This window comes from Williamsia herbipolensis, from assembly GCF_036153515.1.
Taxonomy (GTDB): domain Bacteria; phylum Actinomycetota; class Actinomycetes; order Mycobacteriales; family Mycobacteriaceae; genus Williamsia_A; species Williamsia_A herbipolensis.
In genome coordinates, this window is the sequence record NZ_CP108021.1 from 211,930 (window position 1) to 235,293 (window position 23,364).

At 69.1% G+C, this 23,364-nt stretch carries 19 protein-coding genes; 14 read left to right on the forward strand and 5 right to left on the reverse strand.

The annotated features are described in order from the left end of the window. Window positions 1–8 precede the first annotated feature (8 nt). The 3 genes from OG579_RS00930 to truB are packed head-to-tail and all read left to right on the forward strand — an operon-like array spanning window position 9 to window position 2,606. Complete coding sequence (locus OG579_RS00930) at window positions 9–1,004, forward strand: metallophosphoesterase family protein (RefSeq protein WP_328857752.1); 996 nt, start codon at window positions 9–11, stop codon at window positions 1,002–1,004. Further along, complete coding sequence (locus OG579_RS00935) at window positions 1,001–1,669, forward strand: 4'-phosphopantetheinyl transferase family protein (protein ID WP_045822488.1); 669 nt, start codon at window positions 1,001–1,003, stop codon at window positions 1,667–1,669. Before OG579_RS00930 ends, OG579_RS00935 begins: the two co-directional genes overlap by 4 nt. 7 nt (window positions 1,670–1,676) lie before the next feature. Then, entirely contained in the window at window positions 1,677–2,606 is a 930-nt protein-coding gene (gene truB, locus OG579_RS00940; protein ID WP_328857753.1) for a tRNA pseudouridine(55) synthase TruB, read from the forward strand. Between the two features lie 25 nt (window positions 2,607–2,631). Here truB and OG579_RS00945 read toward each other — a convergent pair whose 3' ends face one another. Beyond that, complete coding sequence (locus OG579_RS00945) at window positions 2,632–3,390, reverse strand: metal-dependent transcriptional regulator (RefSeq protein ID WP_045822489.1); 759 nt, start codon at window positions 3,388–3,390, stop codon at window positions 2,632–2,634. Between the two features lie 117 nt (window positions 3,391–3,507). On the opposite strand from OG579_RS00945, the gene OG579_RS00950 reads away from it, so the two are divergent. From OG579_RS00950 to OG579_RS00965, 4 genes are all read left to right on the forward strand, one after another. Further along, on the forward strand, window positions 3,508–4,509 hold the full coding sequence (locus OG579_RS00950; protein ID WP_045822611.1) for a bifunctional riboflavin kinase/FAD synthetase: 1,002 nt from the start codon (window positions 3,508–3,510) through the stop codon (window positions 4,507–4,509). Between the two features lie 132 nt (window positions 4,510–4,641). Next, window positions 4,642–4,911: a 30S ribosomal protein S15 gene (rpsO, locus tag OG579_RS00955; protein WP_045822490.1), complete on the forward strand. Its 270-nt coding sequence runs from the start codon at window positions 4,642–4,644 to the stop codon at window positions 4,909–4,911. 420 nt (window positions 4,912–5,331) lie between these two features. Continuing rightward, on the forward strand, window positions 5,332–7,587 hold the full coding sequence (locus OG579_RS00960; protein ID WP_328857754.1) for a polyribonucleotide nucleotidyltransferase: 2,256 nt from the start codon (window positions 5,332–5,334) through the stop codon (window positions 7,585–7,587). An 8-nt stretch (window positions 7,588–7,595) separates the two neighbouring features. Next, on the forward strand, window positions 7,596–8,915 hold the full coding sequence (locus OG579_RS00965) for a M16 family metallopeptidase (RefSeq protein WP_328859113.1): 1,320 nt from the start codon (window positions 7,596–7,598) through the stop codon (window positions 8,913–8,915). Here the strand turns inward: OG579_RS00965 and OG579_RS00970 are convergent, their stop codons facing one another. After that, a complete protein-coding gene (locus tag OG579_RS00970; RefSeq protein WP_328857755.1) occupies window positions 8,916–10,412 on the reverse strand; it encodes an amino acid permease in 1,497 nt (498 codons plus the stop codon). A gap of 177 nt (window positions 10,413–10,589) precedes the next feature. Here OG579_RS00970 and OG579_RS00975 point away from each other — a divergent pair, with 177 nt between their 5' ends. Next, window positions 10,590–12,428: a DUF294 nucleotidyltransferase-like domain-containing protein gene (locus OG579_RS00975; protein ID WP_328857756.1), complete on the forward strand. Its 1,839-nt coding sequence runs from the start codon at window positions 10,590–10,592 to the stop codon at window positions 12,426–12,428. Between the two features lie 2 nt (window positions 12,429–12,430). Here the strand turns inward: OG579_RS00975 and ald are convergent, their stop codons facing one another. After that, on the reverse strand, window positions 12,431–13,543 hold the full coding sequence (ald, locus tag OG579_RS00980; RefSeq protein WP_328857757.1) for an alanine dehydrogenase: 1,113 nt from the start codon (window positions 13,541–13,543) through the stop codon (window positions 12,431–12,433). 155 nt (window positions 13,544–13,698) lie between these two features. Here ald and OG579_RS00985 point away from each other — a divergent pair, with 155 nt between their 5' ends. Then, entirely contained in the window at window positions 13,699–14,187 is a 489-nt protein-coding gene (locus tag OG579_RS00985; protein WP_408068789.1) for an Lrp/AsnC family transcriptional regulator, read from the forward strand. Between the two features lie 31 nt (window positions 14,188–14,218). On the opposite strand, the gene OG579_RS00990 is transcribed toward OG579_RS00985, so the two are convergent. Further along, a complete protein-coding gene (locus OG579_RS00990) occupies window positions 14,219–15,442 on the reverse strand; it encodes an NAD(P)/FAD-dependent oxidoreductase (RefSeq protein WP_328857759.1) in 1,224 nt (407 codons plus the stop codon). A gap of 10 nt (window positions 15,443–15,452) precedes the next feature. Continuing rightward, window positions 15,453–15,857: a bifunctional 3-phenylpropionate/cinnamic acid dioxygenase ferredoxin subunit gene (locus OG579_RS00995; RefSeq protein WP_328857760.1), complete on the reverse strand. Its 405-nt coding sequence runs from the start codon at window positions 15,855–15,857 to the stop codon at window positions 15,453–15,455. Between the two features lie 146 nt (window positions 15,858–16,003). Between OG579_RS00995 and OG579_RS01000 the strand changes: the two genes are divergently transcribed. From OG579_RS01000 to OG579_RS01020, 5 genes are all read left to right on the forward strand, one after another. Next, window positions 16,004–16,801, forward strand: coding sequence for an IclR family transcriptional regulator (locus tag OG579_RS01000; protein ID WP_328857761.1), 798 nt, complete (start codon window positions 16,004–16,006; stop codon window positions 16,799–16,801). 165 nt (window positions 16,802–16,966) lie between these two features. After that, window positions 16,967–19,444: a GcvT family protein gene (locus OG579_RS01005; RefSeq protein WP_328857762.1), complete on the forward strand. Its 2,478-nt coding sequence runs from the start codon at window positions 16,967–16,969 to the stop codon at window positions 19,442–19,444. Then, window positions 19,441–20,673 carry an N-methyl-L-tryptophan oxidase gene (gene solA, locus OG579_RS01010; RefSeq protein ID WP_328857763.1) on the forward strand — a complete coding sequence of 411 codons (1,233 nt, stop codon included), beginning with the start codon at window positions 19,441–19,443 and terminating at the stop codon, window positions 20,671–20,673. Before OG579_RS01005 ends, solA begins: the two co-directional genes overlap by 4 nt. Further along, window positions 20,670–21,818, forward strand: a complete 1,149-nt coding sequence (locus tag OG579_RS01015) for an aromatic ring-hydroxylating oxygenase subunit alpha (RefSeq protein WP_328857764.1) — start codon at window positions 20,670–20,672, stop codon at window positions 21,816–21,818. Before solA ends, OG579_RS01015 begins: the two co-directional genes overlap by 4 nt. 10 nt (window positions 21,819–21,828) lie before the next feature. Then, window positions 21,829–23,313 (forward strand): aldehyde dehydrogenase family protein, encoded by a 1,485-nt coding sequence (locus OG579_RS01020; protein ID WP_045822498.1) that lies wholly within the window; start codon window positions 21,829–21,831, stop codon window positions 23,311–23,313. Window positions 23,314–23,364 lie beyond the last annotated feature (51 nt).

The following is a 23,364-nucleotide window of genomic DNA, read 5'->3' on the forward strand; positions in this document are numbered from 1 at the left end:
AGGTCTGTGTGCCGACCCTGTGGGCGATCAGCGATCTCCACGTCAGTCACCGCGGGAACGACGAGGTGCTCGACCGGATCCACCCCGCCGACCCCGACGACTGGCTGATCGTCGCCGGAGACGTCGCCGAGCGCACCGACGACATCATCGAGACGCTGCGGCGACTCAAGGCCAAGTTCGGGACCGTGGTGTGGGTGCCGGGCAACCACGAGCTCTACACCACCGCCAAGGACCCCCTGCAGATCCACGGCGTCGCCCGCTACGACTACCTCGTGCAGGCCTGCCGCGACCTCGGCGTCATCACCCCCGAGGAGATCTACCCGCAGTTCGACCCCGGCGACGGCACCCCTCCGGTCCGCGTGGTCCCGATGTTCCTGTTGTACGACTACACGTTCCGACCCGAGGGGACGACCAACAAGTTCGCCGCGCTCGCGCTGGCGCGTGAGCACGACGTGGTCGCGACCGACGAGTTCCTGCTCTCGCCCGAGCCGTTCGCCACCCGCGATGCGTGGGGGAGGGACCGCATCGAACGGACCCGGACCCGGCTCGACGCCATCGATCCCGCCGAGCGCACCGTTCTCATCAACCACTGGCCGCTGCGTCGCGAGCCGACCGACGCGCTGATGTACCCGGAGTTCGCGTTGTGGTGCGGCAGCGAACTGACCCACGACTGGCACACCCGCTACAACGCGGCCTGCTGCGTGTACGGGCACCTCCACATCCCCCGGACCACCTGGTACGACGATGTCCGGTTCGAAGAGGTCTCGGTCGGGTATCCGCGCGAATGGCAACGGCGCGGGCTGCCGGACCCGTTGCTGCGCAAGATCATCCCCGACGGCGGGCTGCGTCCCGAACACCTGCCCGAGCACGGCGCCCGCTTCGACCTCCCGCCGGACTATCGCGAGCGCGCCGAGGCCTTCAAGGCGAGTGTCGTCGCCAAGCGTGAGGCGCGGGCGCGCAGGCTCGCCGCCCGTGCCGAGCGCGACGGAGGGGGAGCGCGATGATCGACGCGATGCTCGCACCGGGGGTCGCGGCCGCCGAGGCGTTCGCCGATCCCGACGACCTCGAGCTGCTGCCCGCCGAGACCTCGCTCGTGGCACGCGCCGTCGACAAACGTCGGTCGGAGTTCACCACCGCCCGCGGCCTCGCGCGTCGCGCGCTGGGCACGCTCGGGGTCGAACCGGTACCGATCCTGCGCGGCGAGAAGGGGCAACCCCTGTGGCCCCGCGGTGTGGTCGGCAGCCTCACCCACTGCGACGGCTACCGCGCCGCGGTCGTCGCCTACAAGCTGCAGTGTCGCTCGGTGGGCATCGACGCCGAACCGCACGGCGAACTGCCCGACGGCGTCCTCGACCACGTCACCCTCGCTCCTGAACGCGACGTTCTCGCCACCCGGCCGGGGGACATCCACTGGGACCGGTTGTTGTTCTGCGCCAAGGAGGCGACGTACAAGGCATGGTTCCCGCTGACCGAACGGTGGCTGGGCTTCGAGGACGCCCATATCACCTTCGAGCGGGACGCGTCCGGTGGCGACGCCACCGCGGCGGGCACCTTCCACTCGGAGTTGCTCGTCGACGGCGCGGTGATCGACGGCGGACCACCGCTGCGATCGTTCGACGGTCGCTGGCGCATCGAGAACGGACTGGTGGTCACCTCGATATGTCTGTGAGCCCTCGGTGAACCCCGACGGAGCCGAACGCTCCGAGAACAAGCACATCGCGACCGCCGGTCTGATCGTGGTCGACAAGCCCGGCGGCATGACCAGCCACGACGTCGTCGCGAAGTGCCGCAAGGCATTCCGGACCCGCAAGGTCGGGCATGCGGGCACCCTCGACCCCATGGCGACGGGCGTGCTCGTCCTCGGTCTGGAGCGGGCGACCAAACTGCTCGGTCTGCTCGCACTCACCACGAAGTCGTACTCGGCGACGATCCGTCTCGGCGCGGGCACCGACACCGACGACCGCGAGGGGGTCCTCGGCGACCGGGCCGACGTCTCCGGGCTCGACATCGCGACCGTCGCCGCGGCGGTCGAGCACTTCGTCGGTGACATCGATCAGGTGCCGGCGAGGGTCAGCGCCATCAAGGTCGACGGCCGTCGCGCCCACGATCTCGCGCGCAGCGGCGAGGAGTTCGCGCTCGCGTCGCGCCGGGTGACCGTGTCGCGCTTCGACATCGGCGAGCACCGGATCGACGACGGTTGGTTCGACCTCGACGTCGAGGTCGACTGCTCCTCGGGGACCTACATCAGGTCGTTGGCCCGCGACCTCGGCGCCGCCCTGGGCGTCGGGGGGCACCTGACCGCGCTGCGTCGCACCGCGGTCGGCCCCTTCACCCTCGCCCAGGCCACCCCGCTCGCGGCGATCGTCGACGATCCCTCTCCCACACCGACACTCGACATCGACGCGGCGGTCACCCTTGCCTTCCCGACCCGCCCCGTCGACGACGTCGAGGCCCAGACCGTCAGCAACGGACGGTGGCTCGACCCCATCGGCATGCGCGGTGTGTACGCCGCGGTCGACCGGCACGGTCGGGCGATCGGACTGCTGGAGGAGAAGGGCAAGCGGGCCGCGTCGGTGATGGTGGTCCGCCCGTCGACGATGCGCTGACCGACGCGATGACGCCGGCCGACGGTCAGGTCGCCGGCGGGATGTCGAGCCATATCGCCCGGGTCGCGATGTCGCCGAGGTCGATCGGTTCGGACCCGTCGACGGCGACCGCGACCGTCCCGGCGAAGGGGCGCTGCTCGACGACCTCGATCCGGCGGTCCAACGCGATGCCGACCGAGTCGAAGTACCGCAGCATCGCCGGATCGGTGTCGGCGATGCGCGCGACCCGCCCCGACCGTCCGGGTTGCACGTCGGCGAGCTGGCACGCGGGCGACTCCGGGACGTCGCCGTCGGGATCGGGGATCGGGTCGCCATGCGGATCGCGGGTGGGGTGGCCGAGTTTCGCGTCGAGGCGTTCCATGAACCGGTCCGACATCGCGTGCTCGAGCACCTCGGCCTCGTCGTGCACCTCGTCCCAGCCGTATCCGAGTTCGCGGACCAGGAACGTCTCGATCAACCGGTGTCGGCGGACCATCGACACCGCGGCTCGACGTCCCGACTCGGTGAGCGTCACCGATCCGTAGCGGGCGTGCGACACCAGGCCCTGGTCGGCGAGTTTGCGCACGGACTCCGACACCGTCGACGGCGACACGGCGAGTTTCTCGGCCAGCAGTTTGGTGGTCACCTTGGTCGACGACCACTCCTGCGCTGTCCAGATGACCTTCAGATAGTCCTGGGTGACCGAACTGAGTTCGGTGACGGGCGTGGCGGGCGCGGCGTTCGGGCCGACCGTTGTCGCGGTGGGCGGAACATCGCGGCTCGGCTCGCCGCCGGTGGAAGGCACCCCACGAGCTTAGGGCAGGGCAAGTCGATGATCGACGAGCACTCGCCGGAGGCGATCTCGTGCCGCGACCGGACGCGGGTCTGGTACGCCGTGGGACGTCCCCGTACGCTTGGCCCCGTGTTGCGATGGCGAGGGTTGGACGATATCCCCGCGGGCTGGGGCCGATGTGTCGTGACCATCGGGGTGTTCGACGGTGTGCACCGAGGGCACGCCCAACTGATCGCCACCGCGACCTCGATCGCGAAGAAGCGCGGTGTGCCCGCGGTCCTGATGACGTTCGACCCGCACCCCGCCGAGGTCGTGCGCCCCGGCAGCCACCCACAGCAGCTGTCCACGCTCACCCGGCGTGCCGAGCTCGCCGAGGAACTGGGCATCGACGTCTTCTGTGTCATGCCGTTCACCCCGGTGCTGGCCGCGCAGTCGCCCAAGGACTTCGCCCACGAGGTCCTCGTCGAGGGTCTGCACGCCGCCGACGTGGTGGTGGGCGCCAACTTCACCTTCGGCAAGAAGGCGGCGGGCACGGTGGACGTGCTGACGTCGCTGGGCCGCACCTTCGGGTTCGAGGTCCACGCCGTCTCACTCCTCGGCGAGGGGGCCGGCGCCGAGGCCCCGAATTCTGGTGTCACCGACCGCCCGTCGGTCACCTTCTCCTCGACCTACATCCGTTCCTGTGTCGCGGCGGGTGATGTCGAGGCCGCCGCCGAGGCACTCGGCCGCCCCCACCGGGTCGAGGGTGTCGTGGTGCGCGGTGACGGTCGGGGTCGGGAGATGGGGTACCCGACCGCCAACGTCGCGCCGCCGATGTATTCGGCGATCCCGTCCGACGGCGTCTACGCGGCATGGTTCACGGTGCTCGGCGCCGGACCGGTCGTGGGACAGGTGGTGCCGGGGGAGAGCTATCGCGCCGCGGTGTCGGTGGGGTCGAACCCCACGTTCTCCGGTCGCACGCGCACGGTGGAGGCGTTCGTCCTCGACACCCACGCCGACCTGTACGGACAGCACGTCGCCGTCGACTTCGTCACTCGGATCCGCGGGATGATCAAGTACGAGGGCATGGAGCCGTTGATCGAGCAGATGAACGACGACGTGGTCAAGACCCGCGAGGCGCTCGCGGACTGACCGCGGCCTGACGATTTGGGTGGGGTGCGAAAGCGCTGGTAGCCTGGCCGATCGGCGCATGCTGCGGTTCGCGGTGGCTGTGCCGGGGCACTGGGCCCATTCCTCACGCGAACTCCATCACAGGAGAACACCATGGCGTTGACCACGGATCAGAAGAAGTCGATCCTTTCCGAGTACGGCCTGCACGAGACCGACACCGGATCCCCCGAGGCGCAGATCGCGATGCTCACCAAGCGCATCAGCGACCTGACCGAGCACCTCAAGACCCACAAGCACGATCACCACAGCCGTCGCGGACTGCTGCTCATGGTCGGCCGTCGCCGCCGTCTGCTGAAGTACGTCGCCAAGGTCGACGTCAACCGCTACCGCACGCTCATCGAGCGCCTCGGCCTGCGTCGCTGACGCTGCCGGCGTTCTCGAAGCCCTCCACGAACCGCGTGTCCCGACCGGACACGCGGTTCGTGTCGTCTGCGCCCGTGTCGCGCGACGCGTCACGCGATGGACCGGTCGGCCGACGCCTGGTGCTACCCTCGCCTTGGACCCGATGCCACGAGATGGTTTTCGCTTCACGCGTGCCCCGAGTTCGGACGATCGGTCTTCGGTAGTGGCTGCCGGAATCCGCGGTACTGTTCCGCAGGGTTCCGACCGCTTCGATCGACGGCCGTCGCCGAACCTCCTCCGCCTTCGATCGCGGACATCCGCACCTGTTCGGAAATCCTCCTCTCGGGCATCGACCCACAGCACCCGTCCGTCTGGACAGGCGCTGCTACACCGTTGCGCAGCGATGACTCGCGCGCATCGAACGAGAGGATTCATCCACACATGACCGATGTCACCACCGCCCCCGAGGCCGATTACGACGACGAGATCACCGAGGCGACCGCCGTCATCGACAACGGCTCCTTCGGTACCCGCACCGTCCGTTTCGAGACCGGCCGCCTCGCGCAGCAGGCCGCGGGCGCCGTCGTCGCCTACCTCGACGACGAGAACATGCTGCTCTCGGCCACCAGCGCCGGCAAGCACCCCAAGGACCAGTTCGACTTCTTCCCCCTCACGATCGACGTCGAGGAGCGGATGTACGCCGCCGGCCGCATCCCCGGATCGTTCTTCCGTCGCGAGGGCCGCCCCTCGACCGACGCGATCCTGACCTGCCGCCTCATCGACCGGCCGCTCCGCCCGTCGTTCGTCGACGGCCTGCGCAACGAGATCCAGGTCGTCATCACCGTCCTGAGCCTCGACCCGAACGACCTGTACGACGTCGTCGCCATCAACGCCGCCTCGGCGTCGACCCAGCTCGCCGGCCTGCCGTTCTCCGGCCCCGTCGGCGGCGTGCGTGTCGCGCTCATCCCGACCGAGTCCAACCGCGCCGGCCAGTGGGTCGCGTTCCCGACCGTCGAGCAGCTCGAGGGCGCCGTGTTCGACATGGTCGTCGCCGGCCGCATCGTCGGTGACGACGTCGCGATCATGATGGTCGAGGCCGAGGCCACCGACAACGTCATCGAGCTCATCGAGGGCGGTGCTCAGGCGCCCACCGAGGCCATCGTCGCCGAGGGCCTCGAGGCCGCCAAGCCGTTCATCCGCTCGCTGTGCGAGGCCCAGCGCCAGCTCGCCGCCCAGGCCGCCAAGGCCACCGGCGAGTTCCCGCTGTTCCCCGCCTACCAGTCCGACGTCTACGACGCCGTCGAGTCGGCGGGCAAGGATCGTCTGTCGGAGATCCTGACGATCGCGGGCAAGACCGAGCGCGACGACAAGACCGACGAGCTCAAGGGCGACATCCTCGCCTCGCTCGGCGAGCAGTTCGCCGGCCGCGAGAAGGAGATCGGCGCGGCGTACCGCTCGCTCACCAAGAAGCTCGTGCGTCAGCGCATCCTCACCGACCACTTCCGCATCGACGGCCGTGGCATCACCGACATCCGGTCGCTCTCGGCCGAGGTCGCCCTGATCCCGCGTGCCCACGGCAGCGCCCTGTTCGAGCGCGGCGAGACCCAGATCATGGGCGTCACCACCCTCGACATGGTCAAGATGGCCCAGCAGATCGACTCGCTCGGACCCGAGACGTCGAAGCGGTACATGCACCACTACAACTTCCCGCCGTACTCGACCGGTGAGACCGGTCGCGTCGGATCGCCGAAGCGTCGCGAGATCGGCCACGGAGCGCTCGCCGAGCGTGCGCTCATGCCGGTGCTGCCGAGCGTCGAGGAGTTCCCGTACGCGATCCGTCAGGTCTCGGAGGCGTTGAGCTCCAACGGATCGACGTCGATGGGCTCGGTCTGCGCGTCGACCATGTCGCTGCTCAACGCCGGTGTGCCGCTCAAGGCCCCGGTCGCCGGCATCGCCATGGGTCTCGTCTCCGACGAGGTCGACGGGGAGACCCGCTACGTCGCCCTCACCGACATCCTCGGTGCGGAGGACGCGTTCGGCGACATGGACTTCAAGGTCGCCGGCACGAAGGACTTCGTGACCGCCCTGCAGCTCGACACCAAGCTCGACGGCATCCCGTCGGCGGTGCTGGCCGGCGCACTGAGCCAGGCCAAGGACGCCCGCACCACCATCCTCGAGGTGATGGCCGAGGCGATCGACGAGCCCGACGAGATGAGCCCCTTCGCTCCTCGCGTCACCACCGTGAAGGTCCCGGTCGACAAGATCGGCGAGCTGATCGGGCCCAAGGGCAAGAACATCAACGCGATCACCGAGGAGACCGGCGCCAACATCTCCATCGAGGACGACGGCACCGTGTTCGTCGGCGCGACCGATGGCATCAAGGCGCAGGCGGCGATCGATCGGATCAACGCGATCGCGAACCCGCAGCTGCCCAAGGTCGGGGAGCGGTTCCTCGGAACCGTCGTGAAGACAACGGCATTCGGCGCGTTCGTGTCGCTGCTTCCGGGTCGTGACGGCCTCGTGCACATCTCGAAGCTCGGCCAGGGCAAGCGCGTCAACAAGGTCGAGGACGTCGTGACCGTCGGCAGCAAGCTCCGCGTGGAGATCGCCGACATCGACGACCGCGGCAAGATCAGCCTCGTGCCGGTGTCGGATGTGTCCGACGCGGCCACCGCGGACACCGCGGCGGCCGAGTAAGACCTGCGCTGAACAACACCACACCCACGCAGCCCACCGGGACCCGCGACTCCGTCCGGAGAAGCGTCCTGCCCGGTGGGCTGCGTGTTGTCACCGAACACATCCCCGGGGTCCGATCGGCATCGATCGGCCTCTGGGTCGGCGTCGGCTCCCGCGACGAGAAGCCCAGTGTCGCCGGCGCCGCGCACTTCCTCGAGCACCTGCTGTTCAAGGCGACCCCGACGCGCACCGCGTCGTCGATCGCCCAGGACATGGACGCCATCGGCGGCGAACTGAACGCGTTCACCTCGAAGGAGCACACCTGCTTCTACGCCCATGTCCTCGACGAACACGCCGACATGGCGATCGACATGGTCGCCGACGTGGTGTTGCGCGGACGGTGCACCTCCGACGACGTCGACACCGAGCGCGACGTGGTCCTCGAGGAGATCGCGATGCGCGACGACGACCACGAGGACCTGCTCGCCGACGCCTTCATGACCGCGACCTTCGGTGACCACCCCATCGGTCGCCCGGTGATCGGCTCCGCGGAGTCCATCGCGGCCATGTCCCGCAGGCAGATCCAGTCGTTCCACACCCGCCGCTACACCCCGGACAAGATGGTGTTGGCCGTGGCGGGCAACGTCGCCCACCGCGACGTGCTGGCGCAGGTGCGGGAGTCGTTCGGTGCACACCTCCAGCAGGGCGTCTCCGCGACACCACCGCGACGGAGCGGTCAGAGGCCGCCCACGCGCGCCGGCCTCGAGGTGATCCACCGCGACAGCGAGCAGACCCACCTCATGCTCGGCGTACCCACGGCGGGACTCGCCGACGACGATCGCTGGGCTCTGTCGGTGCTCAACGCCGCCATCGGTGGCGGACTGAGTTCGCGTCTGTTCCAACAGATCCGCGAGGAACGGGGACTGGCCTACTCGGTCTACTCCGGTGTCGACTCGTTCAGCGACGTCGGCACGTTCTCCGTGTACGCCGGGTGCAATCCCGATCGGCTCGCCGATGTCACCTCGGTAGCGGTCGAGATCCTCCGCGACGTCGCGACCAACGGCATCACCGACGCCGAGTGCGCTCGCGCGAAGGGAGCGCTGCGCGGTTCACTGCTCCTGGGTCTCGAGGACACCCAGTCGCGGATGCACCGGATCGGCAGTGCGGAGCTCGATTTCGGGCGCAGGCGTCCGGTCGCGCGCTCACTCCGGCAGATCGAGTCGGTGCGCACCCGGCAGGTCTCTGCCCTCGCGTCACGCCTGCTCGGGGCCGCCCCGGCGGTCGCGGTCGTCGGGCCCTACCGACGTACGCGCGACCTGCCCGCATCGGTGCGGGCGCTCACACGCTGATCAGCTCTTACGAGCGGTGAACTCCCGTTCCTTGGCCGCCCACGTCGACTCGATCTTGCCGTCGGTGTTGGCCTTCACGTTGTCGCGGATGAGGTACCAGCCGCCGATCAACAACGCTGCGATGAACGGGATCCCGATGACGACGACGTAGAAGTCGACGCGACCACCCTCCTTGTCGAGCCAGCCCGAGACGCCGAGACCGACGATGACCGCGACGAGGAACACGAGTCCGAATATCGATGTGTAGGGGTGACCGGGTGCCTGGAATTTGCTCTTCGGGATGATGCCCTTGTTCACCAGCGACCGAAGTTTGAGCTGACAGGCGAAGATGGTGCCCCACGTGAACACGATGCCCAGTGACGCGGCCTCGAGAGCGATGTCGAAGGCACGACCCGGCACGAGGACGTTGAGGATGACGCCGAGCACGTAGACGACCGTGGTCATCGCGATGCCCGCCCACGGCACACCGCCGTTGCTCATCCTGGTGGTGAATCCCGGTGCCTGCTTGCTCATCCCGAGGCTGCGCAGGACTCGGCCGGTGGAGTACAAGCCGGAATTCAAACTGCTCATCGCGGCGACGATCAGCACGACCTGGATCACGTCGCCCATCCAGCCGAATCCGAGCTTGTTGAACACCGTCACGAACGGACTGGTGCCCGATGTGTACGAGGTGGTCGGCAACATGGCGCACAGCAGCAGGATCGAGCCGATGTAGAACACCGCGATACGGAAGATGACGGCGTTCACCGCGCGGGGGACCTCCTTGTCGGAGTCCTCCATCTCGCCGGCCGCGACGCCGACCATCTCGATGGCGGCGTAGGCGAAGACCACGCCGGACATCACGAGGATCGGTCCGTACCAGTTGTAGGCGCCGCTGGTCGGCCAGAAACCGCCCGGGTTGTCCCAGAGGTTCGAGAACCCGGCCTGGTGGTCGCCGACGTGTACCGAGCCGAGGACCACGACGAGGCCGACGATGAGGAACAGGACGATCGCACCGACCTTCAGGATCGAGGCCCAGAACTCGAACTCGCCGAACGCCTTGGCGCTGAGCAGGTTCACCGCGAGGACCACCACGAGGGCGATCAGTGCCGAACCCCAGTTGGGCATCGAGGGGAAGTTGTTGTTGACGTAGACGCCGACCGCCGACAGTTCGGCGATGCCGGTCAGGGCCCAGTTCAGCCAGTACATCCAGCCCGTCACGTATGCGGCCTTCTCCCCGAAGAACTCGCGCATGTAGGAGACGAACGCGCCGCTGGTGGAGCGGTGCAGCACGAGTTCGCCGAGGGCGCGCATGAGGAAGTAGGCGACGAGTCCGGCGACGGCATAACTGACCAGCAGGGCCGGACCGTTCGCGTTGAGGCGTGAGGCCGATCCGAGGAAGAGTCCGGTGCCGATCGCGCCGCCGATGGCGATCATCTGCACCTGCCGTCGCCCGAGCGACTGTTTGTACCCGACCTGTTCCGCGTCGAGACCCGCCGTACCGATGTCCGTGCTCATGTCGCCCTCCGTACCCCGGATGTTCACCGGCTTGAACAGTAGCGGCAACGGGGTTTCGCCCGGATTACATTGGGGGTCAACCGATGTTGCCGATCGCCACGAAACGGACATTTCTGCCGGGTTTGTTCGTTTCGGTCCGACGTGGCGCGGATGTCGCGCACTTGCGAAGATGTCCCGATGACCGCGGTCGCGCAATTCCTGGGGCTCCACCCGCCGTTCGACGCGCTCGTTCCCGCGGAACTCGACCGCCTGGCCGCGCGGGCGACGATCGGTGAGTTCGCCGCCGGCGCGGAGATCTTCGACGGGTTCCGCGACACCGTCGAAGAACTCGGCGTGGTGATCACCGGCGAGGTGGGCCTGTGGAGTCTGCCCGACCATCTCGACGGTGAACCCGACGAGATCCTCGGCCCGGGCGGGGTGTTCGGCTATTTCTCGTTGCTGACCAACGCCGCTCGGGGCCCACGGGCGGTCGCCATGTCGGCGAGCACCGTGTGCCGTATCCCGAGCGACTCGGTGCACGCGGTTTTCTCGAGCATGGCCGGCGCGCGGTTCCTGGCCGGTCAGCTCCGATTGCCCCGGAGGATCGATCCCGTGCGCCCGCGTGGGGGCATCGTCGACGAATTGATCCGCACCGCACCGGTGGTGGGAACCCCGACCATGTCGGTCAGCGAGGCGGCACGCCTGATGACCGAGCGCCGCCGCGACTACGTCGTGATCCCCGCGGGCGACGGGACCGTGGGGGTGCTCACCGACTCCGACATCAGATCCCGGGTGGTGGCGGCCGGCGAATCCGGGGACATCCCCGTGAGCCGTGTCGTCACACCCCGCGCCCGCACCGTCGTCACCGGTACACCCGCGGCCGACGCGCTGCTGCAGATCCTCGAACACGGACTGGGCTGTCTTCCCGTGGTGGAACCCGGTGGACGACTCGTCGGTGTGGTGGGCCCGGGTGACTTCATCTCGGCTCCGGGCGGGGCGAGCGTGTCGCTGCGGCATCAGATCGCCCGCGCACGGTCGGTGGAGACACTGGCCGAGCAGGCGGGGCGCATGCCGTTCGTCGTTGCCGACCTCGTCCGGCGCGGGCAGCCCTCACACGAGGTGACCGCGATGCTGTCGCTCGTGCACGACGCCGTCGTGCGCAGGGCGTTGGAACTCGTGCTCGAGCGGCACGACGATGTCGACCCCGACAAGCTGACGTGGTTGTCGTTGGGCAGCAACGCACGTCGCGAGGCCGTACTGAGCTCCGATGTCGACAGCGCGGTCGCGTTCGACGAATCGGTGTCCGACCCCGAGCAGATCGCCGTCTACCGGGCGGCGTTCGCCGAGGTCGACGACGTGCTGCGGGCCTGCGGACTCACGATCGACGTCAACGGCGCGGTGGCGTCGTCGCCGCTGTTCGCCCGGACCCATGCCCAGTGGCGGGCGGCGGCGGCGCAGTGGTTGGCCACCCCGCTGGAGAACAAGGGCATGATCATGACCTCGCTCATGCTCGACGGCCGTCCCATCTGGGGCGACCGCGGCTTGTCCGGGGTGGCCGAGGTGTTCGGCGACCTGCGGTCGCACCCGGGGACCCTGCGCCTTCTCCTGGCGGAGTCGTTGTCGCACAAGGCCCGGATCCGCTCGATGCGCGACGTGTTGGCCCGCCGTGGCGGGACCTTCGACATCAAGACCCACGCCCTCACACCGCTGGTGAACATCGCCCGGTGGGCCTCGTTGAGCGTGGAGTCCCTCGAACTCGACACCCGTTCGCGCCTCCGTGTCGCGGGCGGCAGCCCGATGCTCACCGAGGAGAACGCCGGAGTGCTCATCGAGGTGTTCGACGTGCTGCAGAAGATCCGGATCACCTACCAGGTCGCGCAGCTCGACCGCCGGGAGTCCGCCGGTGACGTGCTCACCATGCGCAGGCTCTCACCGCTCGACCGGAGTCTGGTGGCTCAGGCGGTCCGCGAGGTGTCGGGTATCCAGCGTCGGATGATCAACCTCTCCCACTACGCGCCGATCGGCGAGCAGGACTGACCTCAGACGCTCAGCGGCGACGCGCCCACCGGCAGGTCCAGTGCGGCGCCCACCGAGGGCGCCAACAGTGCGCCGGCGTGCGTGCTGAGTCCCGCGGCCAGGCTCGCGTCGTCGGAACATGCCCGCTGCCAACCCTTCTCGGCCAGGGCGACGACGTAGGGGAGGGTTGCGCCGGTCAATGCCGAGGTCGACGTACGCGCGACGGATCCGGGCATGTTCGCGACGCAGTAGAACACCGAGTCGTGCACGGTGAAGGTCGGGTCGTCGTGGGTGGTCGGACGCGAGTCCTCGAAACACCCACCCTGATCGATGGCGATGTCGACGAGCACCGATCCGGGCTTCATCGACGCGACGAGGTGGTTGGACACCACCACGGGGGCCTTCGCCCCGGGAACCAGCACGGCGCCGATCACCAGATCGGCCTTCTTCACGGCCTCCTCGAGCGCGAGGGCGGTGCTGTAGCGGGTGTGGACCCGCCCGGCGAAACGGGCGTCGACGGCACGGAGTTTCGCGATGTCGAGGTCGAAGACGGTGACCTGCGCGCCCATGCCCATGGCGATCGTCGCGGCGTTGACGCCGCTCACCCCGGCGCCGATCACCACGACGTCGGCGGGTTCGGTGCCGGGCACACCACCCATCAGCTGGCCGCGTCCGCCCGCCGACCGCATGAGGTGGTAGGCGCCGACCTGCGGTGCCAGGCGACCGGCGACCTCACTCATCGGGGCGAGCAACGGCAGAGACCCGTCACGCGCCTGGACCGTCTCGTAGGCGATGGAGGTGATGCCCGACGCGAGCAGCGCGTCGGTGCACGGACGGCTCGCCGCCAGGTGCAGGTAGGTGAACAGGGTCTGCCCCGAACGCATCCGCGCGTACTCCGCGGCGATCGGCTCCTTGACCTTCACCACGAGGTCGGCCTGCTCCCAGATGGCGTCGGCGGTCGCCAGGATCTGCGCGCCGGCCTCCTTGAAGTCGACGTCGGTGATCGCCGATCCGGCGCCCGCACCGGCCTCGATGACCACCTCGTGTCCGCGTCGCGTCAGTTCGGCGACGCCGGCGGGTGTGATGGCGACGCGGTACTCGTTGTTCTTGATCTCGCGGGGGATTCCGACACGCATGACGTTGCCTCTCGTTCGCTGCGGCGCGGCGTCGTCGCCACGATGGTGTGCCTCCCAGCGTGAACACCCTTCGGTGCATCATCAATTCTTCCGAACAAGATTCTCTGTAGAGGGACCATCTGGAAGATCCGGCGAGATATGCTGCGCGGGTGAGCATCGAATCGAAGGATCTTCGGACCGTCGTCGGTCGTCGCGATCTCGACGAGACCGATCGCCTGCTCCTGGCGTTGCTGCAGGCCGATGCGCGGATGCCCAACCGCGAACTCGCCGAACGGGCGGGGATCGCCGCGTCGACGTGTCACGGTCGGGTGCGGCGCCTGATCGAACTCGGGGTGATCCGCGGGTTCTTCGCCGACATCGACCCGGCCGCGGTCGGTCGGACGTTGCGCGCGATGGTGGCGGTCAGCCTGCAATCCGACGCGCGGGGTCAGATCCGTCGGTTCGTCGGCCAGATCGGCGCACAGGACGAGATCATCGACGTCTTCTTTCTCGCCGGATCCGATGACTACCTGTTGCACGTCGCGGTGGCCGACACCGAGGCGCTCCGCGGTTTCGTCGAACGGCTGAACTCTCGACCCGAGGTCGCGGGCACCACCACATCGCTGGTGTTCGAACACCTCCGGGCGGCCGCGCCGGTCTTCTGACCTGCGCCCGACCCGTGGGGCGGTGGTCGACTCAGGCGTGCGCGACGGACGTCGCCGAGCCGGTGAGCGCGCGATCCATCGTCTTGCGCAGCCGGAGGAAGTCTCGGGGACGGTCGACGGCGACCACCGCAGCGGGACGGTCGCGGTCGCCGAACACGGCGAGGAAACCCTCGGTCGCCCCCGGGTCCATCGACCCGTCGACGAGCTGCGGCTCCACGCCGACGGGGATGTGCCCACAGACCTGTACGCGGTGACCGTACTGATCGCTCCAGAAGTAGGGCGCCCGCTGCGGTGGGGGTTCGAGACCGGCGATGCGGCGTGCGACCGTGCGCGCCTGGTCGACGGCTGAACTCCAGTGTTGGCGCCGCACATGGGTTCCGGTGATCGGGTCGAAGGTTCGAGCGCAGTCGCCGACCGCGTAGACCCCGGGCATGGAGGTCGCACCCCCGGCATCGGTGACGAAGCCGTCATCGAGTGCGATACCGGACGCGGCCGCCCACTCGGTGTCCGGGACCGATCCGATCCCGACCACCACCACGTCGGCGTCGAGGACGCGTCCGTCGCCGAGGGTCACCGAACGGACACGTCCCTCGGTCCCGTCGATGGTCTCCACCGCCGCCCCGGTGTGCATCGACACCCCGGCGAGTGCGTGGCGCGCCATCGACCACCGGGCGACGTCGACTCCGAGGACCGCAGCACCCGGGATCTCGGTCGCCTCGATGATGGCGACCTCCGCGCCGAGGGTGCGAGCGGTGGAGGCGATCTCGGCGCCGATGAAACCGCCGCCGATCATCACCACCCGACGGGCGGTCCGCAGGTCGGCAGCGAGGGCGCGGGCATCGTCGAGGGTGCGGAGCACGTGGACACCGTCGAGGTCGGCGCCGATCAACGTGCGGCCTCGAGCGCCGGTCGCGAGGATCACCGCGTCGGCCGGCCCGACGGGGTGGTGCTGTCCGCGTCGGACGCTGATGCCCTCGGCGTCGACCGACAGGCCGTCGGCCGCGACACCGAGGTGCCAGTCGAAGGTCTCGGCCTCGCCGTCGAGAAGGAGTGCCGTCGGTCCCGGGTGGGCGCCGTGCGCGACGGCGGCGCTGTTCGGAAACGTTTCCAGCAGAACGTCCTTGGAGAGCGGCGGGCGGTCGTAGGGCAGCCACGACTCGGCGCCGACGAACGCGATCGTGCCGGTCACGCCGGAGGCCCTCAGCTCGCGCGCCGCCGTGAGGCCGGCGAGCGATGCCCCGACCACGGTGATCACGTGGAGCCGATCATGCGGCGCCCGAGACGTCCTCGACCGGAGCGGGTACGGACAGCGAGCGGTCGTGGAGGGTGATGTGCACCCGACCGTCGACGACGGTCACGGGGTGGGTGGCCACGGCGCGGGTGGCCGGCGGGCCGGTCGGCATCCCGGTGCGGAGGTCGAAGCAGGTCTCGTGCAGCGGGCACTCGACGGTGCAGTTCTCCACCCATCCATCCGACAGCGAGGTGTCCTGATGGGTGCAGGTGTCGTCGATGGCGAACACGCCCTCGGCGGTGCGGATCACCGCGATGGGCGGGTGGTCGGCGGGCTCGATGCGCATCGGCACGTCGACCGCGAGATCGGCGGCGGCGACGTCCACCACGGTGGCGACACCGTGGGGTGTGGCGGTCGCGGGGGTGTGGACAACGGACATGGGTTCACCTCGAGACGGCGGGATCAGTGACGCGCGGCGTTGCGTTGCGGGCAACATAACGCATTGTGCGCAACAGAGTCGCATCGGTGCATGCGTCCGTCAAGCGTGTCGGACCCTTCGCGGCCGCAACTATGCTGAGGAGCGACATGGACATCAACGACACGGCCGACATCTCACCCGACCGGAACCGTCCCGCCTCGATCCAGTCGGTCGATCGCGCGCTCGAGGTCCTCGAGATCCTGGCCCGACACGGGGAGGGCGGCGTGTCCGACATCGCCGACACCCTCGGCGTGCACAAGTCGACGATCTCGCGACTGGTGTCGGTGCTGGAGGGTCGCGGATTCGTCGAGCAGGTCGCCGATCGCGGCAAGTACCGGCTGGGCTTCACCATCGTCCGACTCGCCGGTGCGACGATGGCCACCCGCGACCTCGGACGCGAGAGTCGCGACATCGCCGGCCCGCTCGCCGAGGCCGTCGGTGAGACGGTCAACCTCGCGATCCTCGACAGCGGGCGCGCGGTCAACGTCACCGAGGCCAACGGCTCCCCGGGGATCTCGTTGCGCACCTGGGTCGGCCAGAGCTGCCCCGCACACGCCACGTCGAGCGGCAAGGTGTTGCTCGCGGCGCTCGACGACACCCGACTCGACATGGCCGTCGGTACGACGCTGGAGCGCTTCACGTCGTCGACGATCGGCGACCTCGACGCCCTGCGCGCCGAACTCGGCGACATCCGTCGGCGCGGATGGGCGCATGCGCGAGAAGAACTCGAGGAGGGGCTGACCGCGGTGGCCGCCCCCATCCGTGATCACACGGGCGATGTCGTCGCTGCGTTGAGCATCTCCGGTCCGACCTTCCGGATGTCCGACGACCGACTTCCGACCTTGTCGGCCGAGGCTGTCGATGCGGCCGACGCGATCAGCGTCCGCCTCGGCCACCGCGCCTGACTCGCCCGTACCTGATCGACCCCTGCTCCGACCCGGTGACACGCCGCGCGTCGAGTTGACGTTTGCGATCCCCGGCCGCACCATGTGTTGCACAGAGGGCAACGTGTTGCAATCAACGCAACAATGGTCGACCCCACGGAACAACGGGACGGAATCGAGGTGGTCATGACCGGTCCTCGCGTGGTCATCATCGGCGCAGGTATCGTCGGAACCTCGCTGGCCGACGAGCTCACCGGTCGCGGATGGACCGACGTCACCGTCCTCGACCGTGGACCGCTGCCGGCCACGGGCGGATCGAGCAGCCACGCACCCGGCCTGGTGTTCGCGACCAACCCGTCGGAGACGCTGTCCCGCTTCGCGCAATACACCGTCGACAAGTTCCGCGGGCTCGCGGAGACCTCGGATCGCCTGTGTTTCAACCCGGTCGGTGGGCTGGAGGTCGCGACCACCGAGGCACGCATGACCGATCTGCACCGCAAGGCCGGGTGGGCGCGCGCGTGGGGCGTGTCGGCGCGGATCGTCGACGCCGCTGAGTGCGCCCGGCTGCACCCCCTGCTCGACCCGGCGACCGTGCTCGGCGGATTACACACGCCCACAGACGGTCTCGCCGACGCGCTGGCATGCGTGGACGTCCAGCGCCAACGGGCCGAGGCCGCCGGTGCACGGTTCGTCGGCGACACGCGCGTACGCGCGATCGTGACCACCGGCGACCGGGTGACCGGTGTAGAGACCGCCGACGGCATCCACCCCGCCGACGTCGTCGTGTCGTGCGCGGGATTCTGGGGCGTCGAGATCGGTGCGATGGTCGATCTGCGCGTGCCGCTCGTCGCCATGGGACACCAGTACGTCGAGACGACGACGGTGGATCCGCTTCGTGGATCCGTCGACCCGCGTGTGGGCAAAGCGGCTGCGACACTGCCGATCCTGCGCCATCAGGACGCCGACCTCTACTACCGTCAGCACGGCGACCGGATCGGTATCGGCTACTACGGGCACCACGCGATGCCCGTCGACATGGATCGTCTCTACCGTGACACGCGGGAACAACCGATGCCCTCGATGCTGCCGTTCACCCCCGCCGATTTCGCGCCCGCCTGGACGGAATCGACCCGCGTTCTCCCGAGCCTCGCCTCGGCGTCGGTCGCCGACGGGTTCAACGGCATCTTCTCCTTCACCCCCGACGGCGGGCCCGTCCTCGGACCCCATCCGGGTCTCGACGGGTTCTGGGTGGCCGAGGCGGTTTGGGTCACCCAGTCGGCGGGCGTGGCACGCACCATGGCGCACTGGATGATCGACGGCAGCCCGGATCTGTGTGTCGCCGGCTGCGACATCGCGCGGTTCTCCGCCCGCGAGACCGCCCCCGATCACGTCGCCGCGATGAGTGCGCGCGCCTTCGACGAGGTCTACGACATCATCCATCCGCGCGAACAGCGGTCGATACAGCGCGATCTCACGGTGAGTCCGCTGCACGAGCGTCACCGCGCACGCGCTGCGGTGTTCGTCACCTCCCACGACTGGGAGCGCCCGGCGTGGTTCGAGGCCAATACCGCACTGCCTCAGATCGATACGGCGAGCGCCGCGTCGGCGCATCGCGACGACTTCTCCACGCGCCACTGGTCGCCGATCGTGCTCGCCGAGGCGGCCGCCACCCGGGCAGGGGTCGGTCTGTTCGACATGACGTCGCTGATGAGGCTGCAGGTCAGCGGAACCGACGCCGTGTCGTTCCTCGCCCCCATCCTCACCCGCGACCCCGATCGCGCCGTCGGGACGGTCATCTACGCGCTCATGCTCGACCCCTCGGGCGGCGTGCTCAGTGACGTCACCGTCGCACGCACCGCGGCCGAGTCGTTCCAGATCGGGATCAACGGTCCGCTCGATCTCGCACGTCTGCGCGCGCTCGCCCGTGTCGCCCGCCGCGACGGCGCCGATGTCGAGGTGCGCGAGATCACCGCCGAAACAGCGTGTCTCGGTGTCTGGGGGCCGGCTGCGCTCGCCCTGGTCGATCCCCTCAGCGAGGCCGCGCTCGGGCCCGACGACCTCGGTTTCTATCGCACGGTGCGCACCAGGATCGCCGACGTCTCGGTCCTGGCCATGCGGGTGTCCTATGTCGGGGAGTTCGGGTGGGAGTTGTACGTCGCCGCCGACGACGCCGTCACCCTTGCCGACGAACTGACCAGCGCGGGCGCATCTCTGGGCGCAGTGTGGGCCGGACGCGGCGCGCTCGACACCCTGCGGATCGAGAAGGGATACCGGTCGTGGGGGACCGACATGACCGCGATGCACTCGCCCGACGAGGCCGGGTTGGCCTTCGCCGTCGCCAAGAACCACGACTTCGTCGGACGCGCGGCGATGTCGCAGCGTCCGGTGCGGCGGCGCCTGCACACACTCGTCGCCGACGACCCCGGCACGCTCCTGCTCGGTCGGGAACCGGTCACCGGCCCCGACGGGACCGTGGGACACGTGACATCGGCCGCGTTCTCGCCGATCGTGCACCGCACCATCGCCTACGCCTGGGGCGCACCCGAACTGCGTGTCGGTGACCAGGTGCACGTCGACCACCTCGCGACGACCGCGACGTTCACGGTGTCGCCGACCACCACCGTCGACCCGGAGAACGCACGCCTGAAAGGACGCACAGCATGACCGACGCACCCCTCGATCCGGGCGACGTCGACGCCCAGGTCATCGTCATCGGACTCGGTGGCATGGGATCGGCCGCGGCCTACCACCTCGCCCGCCGCGGCGTCTCGGTGCTGGGCCTCGAACAGTTCACCCCGGCCCACGATCGGGGGTCGTCTCACGGCGGGTCCCGCATCATCCGGCAGTCGTACTTCGAGGATCCCGCGTACGTGCCGTTGCTGTTACGCGCCTACGAACTCTGGGAGGAGCTCGCACGCGTATCGGGCCGCGAGGTCTACCGCATCACCGGCGGGCTGTTCATCGGACCACCGGAATGCGCCACCGTGTCGGGCTCGCTGCACGCCGCGCAGTTGTGGGGTCTCGAACACGAGGTGCTCGACGCCGGCGAGGTCGCCCGTCGCTTCCCGGGGTTCGTGCCCGAGGCCGGTCAGGTGGCCGTGTACGAACCGCTCGCCGGTTTCGCGCGACCGGAGGAGACCGTCGCCGCGCACATCGACCTCGCCGGACGCGAGGGCGCCGACCTCCGATTCGGTGAAACGGTCCGATCCTGGAGCGATCACGGTCAGTACGTGGAGGTCGTGACCGACTCCGGGCGCCTCCGGGCACGGGAACTGGTGATCTGCCCCGGAGCCTGGGCGCCGGAGATCCTCGCCGACCTCGGCGTCTCGATCGAGATCGAGCGCCAGGTCATGTACTGGTTCGGCCTCGACACCCCGACGGCAGCCGACGACCCCTCCTCCGACGACGTCCCGGCGATGGTCGACGCGCCCATCTACATCCAGGAGAACGCCGACATCGAGCAGATCTACGGATTCCCGGCGATCGACGGACCCGACGGGGGAGTGAAGGTCGCCTTCTTCCGCAGGGGCGACACCTGCTCGCCGGAGACCATCGACCGTGTGGTCCACGACGACGAGACCGAACGGATGCGAACCCGGGTGCAACAGCTGCTGCCCGGTGTCGCCGGCCCCGCCCTCGACGCCGCCACGTGCATGTACTCGACCACCCCGGACCACAATTTCGTGATCGCACGGCATCCCCGACACGATCGGGTGACCGTGGCCTGTGGGTTCTCCGGGCACGGGTTCAAGTTCGTGCCGGTGGTCGGGGAGATCCTCGCCGATCTCGTGGTCGACGGTCACACCGACCACCCGATCGACATCTTCGATCCGACCCGCGCCGCGCTCGCCGCGGGCGGCGGGGACCGGGTCGCGACAGCCGGTGCCCGATGACCGCCCTCGACGAGACCGGGCGTACCGACCCGGCACCACCCGACACGCTCGTGGCGACACTGGCCGGGGCCGCCTACACCGACCCCGCCGCCTTCACCCGCGAACAGGAGTCGATCCTCGAACGGCGCTGGATGTGCGCGGTCCGCAGCGCCGATCTCGATGCCCCCGGGCGCTTCGCGACCGTCGACATCGGCCGAGAGAGCGTGCTGGTGGTACGGGGGCGTGACGGCGCCCTGCGTGCGTTTCTCAACAGTTGCCGCCACCGGGGTGCGCTCATCTGCACCGAGGCGCAGGGGGCGGTCCGGCGAAACCTCCAGTGCCCGTACCACGCCTGGACCTACGGTCTCGACGGCGCTCTCGTCGCCGCACCCAACCTCAGCAGCCTGGGCGACATCGACCGCACCCGCTACGGACTGATCGGCGTCGCGAGCCGCGAATGGCTCGGCTACCTGTGGGTGTGCCTGGCCGACGAACCGCCGTCGTTCACCGAGACCGTGATCGGCGCGGTCACAACACGTCTGGGATCGCCCGAACAGATCGATCGCTACGGCGTCGCCGATCTCGCGATGGCGCACCGTGAGACCTACGAGGTCGCCGCCAACTGGAAGCTCATCGTCGAGAACTTCATGGAGTGCTACCACTGCGCGACGATCCACCCCGAACTCACCGAGGTGTTGCCGGAGTTCGCCGACGGCCTCGCCGCCCAGTACTACGTCGGGCACGGCGCCGAGTTCGGCAGCGAGATAGAGGGATTCACCGTCGACGGGTCATCCGGGTTCGCACCTCTACCGGACCTGACCGCCGATCAGGATCGGCGCTACTACGCGATCACGATCAACCCGACGGTGTTCGTGAACCTGGTGCCCGATCACGTGATCGTGCACCGCATGTTCCCCACCGCGGTCGATCGGACGGTCGTGGTGTGCGACTGGCTCTATCACCCCGACGTGATCGCGTCAGGTGGCGACACCCGAGGCGGTGTCGAGCTGTTTCACCGTGTGAACGTCCAGGATTTCGACGCCTGTGAACGCACGCAGCCCGGCATGTCCTCGCGCGCCTACGCCTCCGGCGGCGTTCTCGTACCCGCCGAGCACCACATCGCGCAATTCCACGATTGGATCAACGAAATGTGCGCCGACGGGTGAGGATGAGGAGGTGAGTGACCTCTTCATCGACGGCGCGTGGACCGCGGCGACCTCCGGCCGCACCCGTGACTGCATCGATCCGGCCGACGGGACGGTGATCCGGTCGGTCGACGAGGCGTCACCGGCCGACGTCCGCGCGGCGATCGTCGCCGCACGCGCCGCCTTCGACGACTCGCCGTGGCGGTCGACGACCGTGGCCGACCGGTCGGCCATCCTCGACCGCATCGCCGACCTGTTGATGCGCGACATCGAGTCGCTCGCGTTGATCGAGACCCGCGACACGGGGAAGACGCTCGCGGAGAGTCGTATCGACATCACCGACGTCGTCGCGGTGTTCCGCTACTACGCCGACCTGGTCACCACCAGTTCCGACCGACTCGTCGATGTCGGGAACCCCGCGGTGATCAGCCGTGTGGTCGCCGAACCCGTCGGTGTGTGCGTGATGATCGCGCCCTGGAACTACCCGCTCCTGCAGATCTCGTGGAAGATCGCCCCCGCGTTGGCGGCCGGCGCGACCATGGTCCTCAAGCCCAGCGAGGTGACGCCGCTGTCGACGATCGAGCTGACCCGGCTCATCGCCGAGGCCGGTGTGCCCGCCGGTGTCGTGAACCTGGTGCTCGGCGCCGGATCCGATCTGGGGGCCGCACTCACCGACGACCCCGACGTGGACCTCATCTCGTTCACCGGCGGACTCGCGACCGGCAAGGTCATCGCCCGCACGGCTGCCGAACACGTCACCCGTGTGCTCGTCGAGCTCGGCGGCAAGAACCCGCACGTGGTGTTCGCCGACGCCTGCGCGACCCCCGAGGCCATGTCGGCGACGGTCGACCAGGTCCTCACGGGGGTGTTCCTGCACTCGGGTCAGGTCTGCTCGGCGGGGACCAGGTTGATCGTCGAGGAATCCGTCGCCGACGACCTCGTCGCCGCGGTCGCCGACCGTGCCGGCCGGATCCCGATGGGGCCCGGTGTCGATCCGGCCAGCCTCACCGGCCCGCTCGTCTCGGCACAGCAGCTGGCCAAGATCGTCGATTTCGTGGCGGTGGGCGTGGCCGAGGGAGCGACGCTGGTCACCGGCGGCCACCGCTCGACCGAGCCGCGTCTGGCCGAGGGCTACTTCTTCGAACCGACGGTGTTCGACCACTGCGACCGCTCCATGCGCATCGTCGCCGAGGAGACGTTCGGCCCGATCCTCACCGTCGAACGGTTCACCACCGAGGCCCACGCCCTGGAACTGGGCAACGACACCGCCTACGGCCTCGCCGCCGGTGTCCGCACCTCCGATGCCGCACGCGGCGAACGGATGGCGCGCGGTCTGCGCCACGGCACGGTGTGGGTCAACGACTTCGGCTACTACACCCCGGCCGCGGAGTGGGGTGGCTTCGGTCGGTCCGGGAACGGTCGCGAGCTGGGTCCCTCGGGACTCGCCGAATATCAGGAGCTCAAACACATCTGGACCAACACCACCGCCCCGCCGGCGGGGTGGTTCCCGCCCTGAGAGTCCCCGCCTGCAGGTCAGGGCCCACGTCGTACCGCGCCACAGACATCA

Coding starts and splice junctions, on each gene's coding strand:
- OG579_RS00935 (WP_045822488.1), top strand. CDS start 1,001: ATGATCGACGCGATGCTCGCACCGGGGGTCGCGGCCGCCGAGGCGTTC.
- rpsO (WP_045822490.1), top strand. CDS start 4,642: ATGGCGTTGACCACGGATCAGAAGAAGTCGATCCTTTCCGAGTACGGC.
- OG579_RS00960 (WP_328857754.1), top strand. CDS start 5,332: ATGACCGATGTCACCACCGCCCCCGAGGCCGATTACGACGACGAGATC.
- OG579_RS00970 (WP_328857755.1), bottom strand. CDS start 10,412: ATGAGCACGGACATCGGTACGGCGGGTCTCGACGCGGAACAGGTCGGG.
- OG579_RS00975 (WP_328857756.1), top strand. CDS start 10,590: ATGACCGCGGTCGCGCAATTCCTGGGGCTCCACCCGCCGTTCGACGCG.
- ald (WP_328857757.1), bottom strand. CDS start 13,543: ATGCGTGTCGGAATCCCCCGCGAGATCAAGAACAACGAGTACCGCGTC.
- OG579_RS00995 (WP_328857760.1), bottom strand. CDS start 15,857: ATGTCCGTTGTCCACACCCCCGCGACCGCCACACCCCACGGTGTCGCC.
- OG579_RS01000 (WP_328857761.1), top strand. CDS start 16,004: ATGGACATCAACGACACGGCCGACATCTCACCCGACCGGAACCGTCCC.
- OG579_RS01005 (WP_328857762.1), top strand. CDS start 16,967: ATGACCGGTCCTCGCGTGGTCATCATCGGCGCAGGTATCGTCGGAACC.
- solA (WP_328857763.1), top strand. CDS start 19,441: ATGACCGACGCACCCCTCGATCCGGGCGACGTCGACGCCCAGGTCATC.
- OG579_RS01015 (WP_328857764.1), top strand. CDS start 20,670: ATGACCGCCCTCGACGAGACCGGGCGTACCGACCCGGCACCACCCGAC.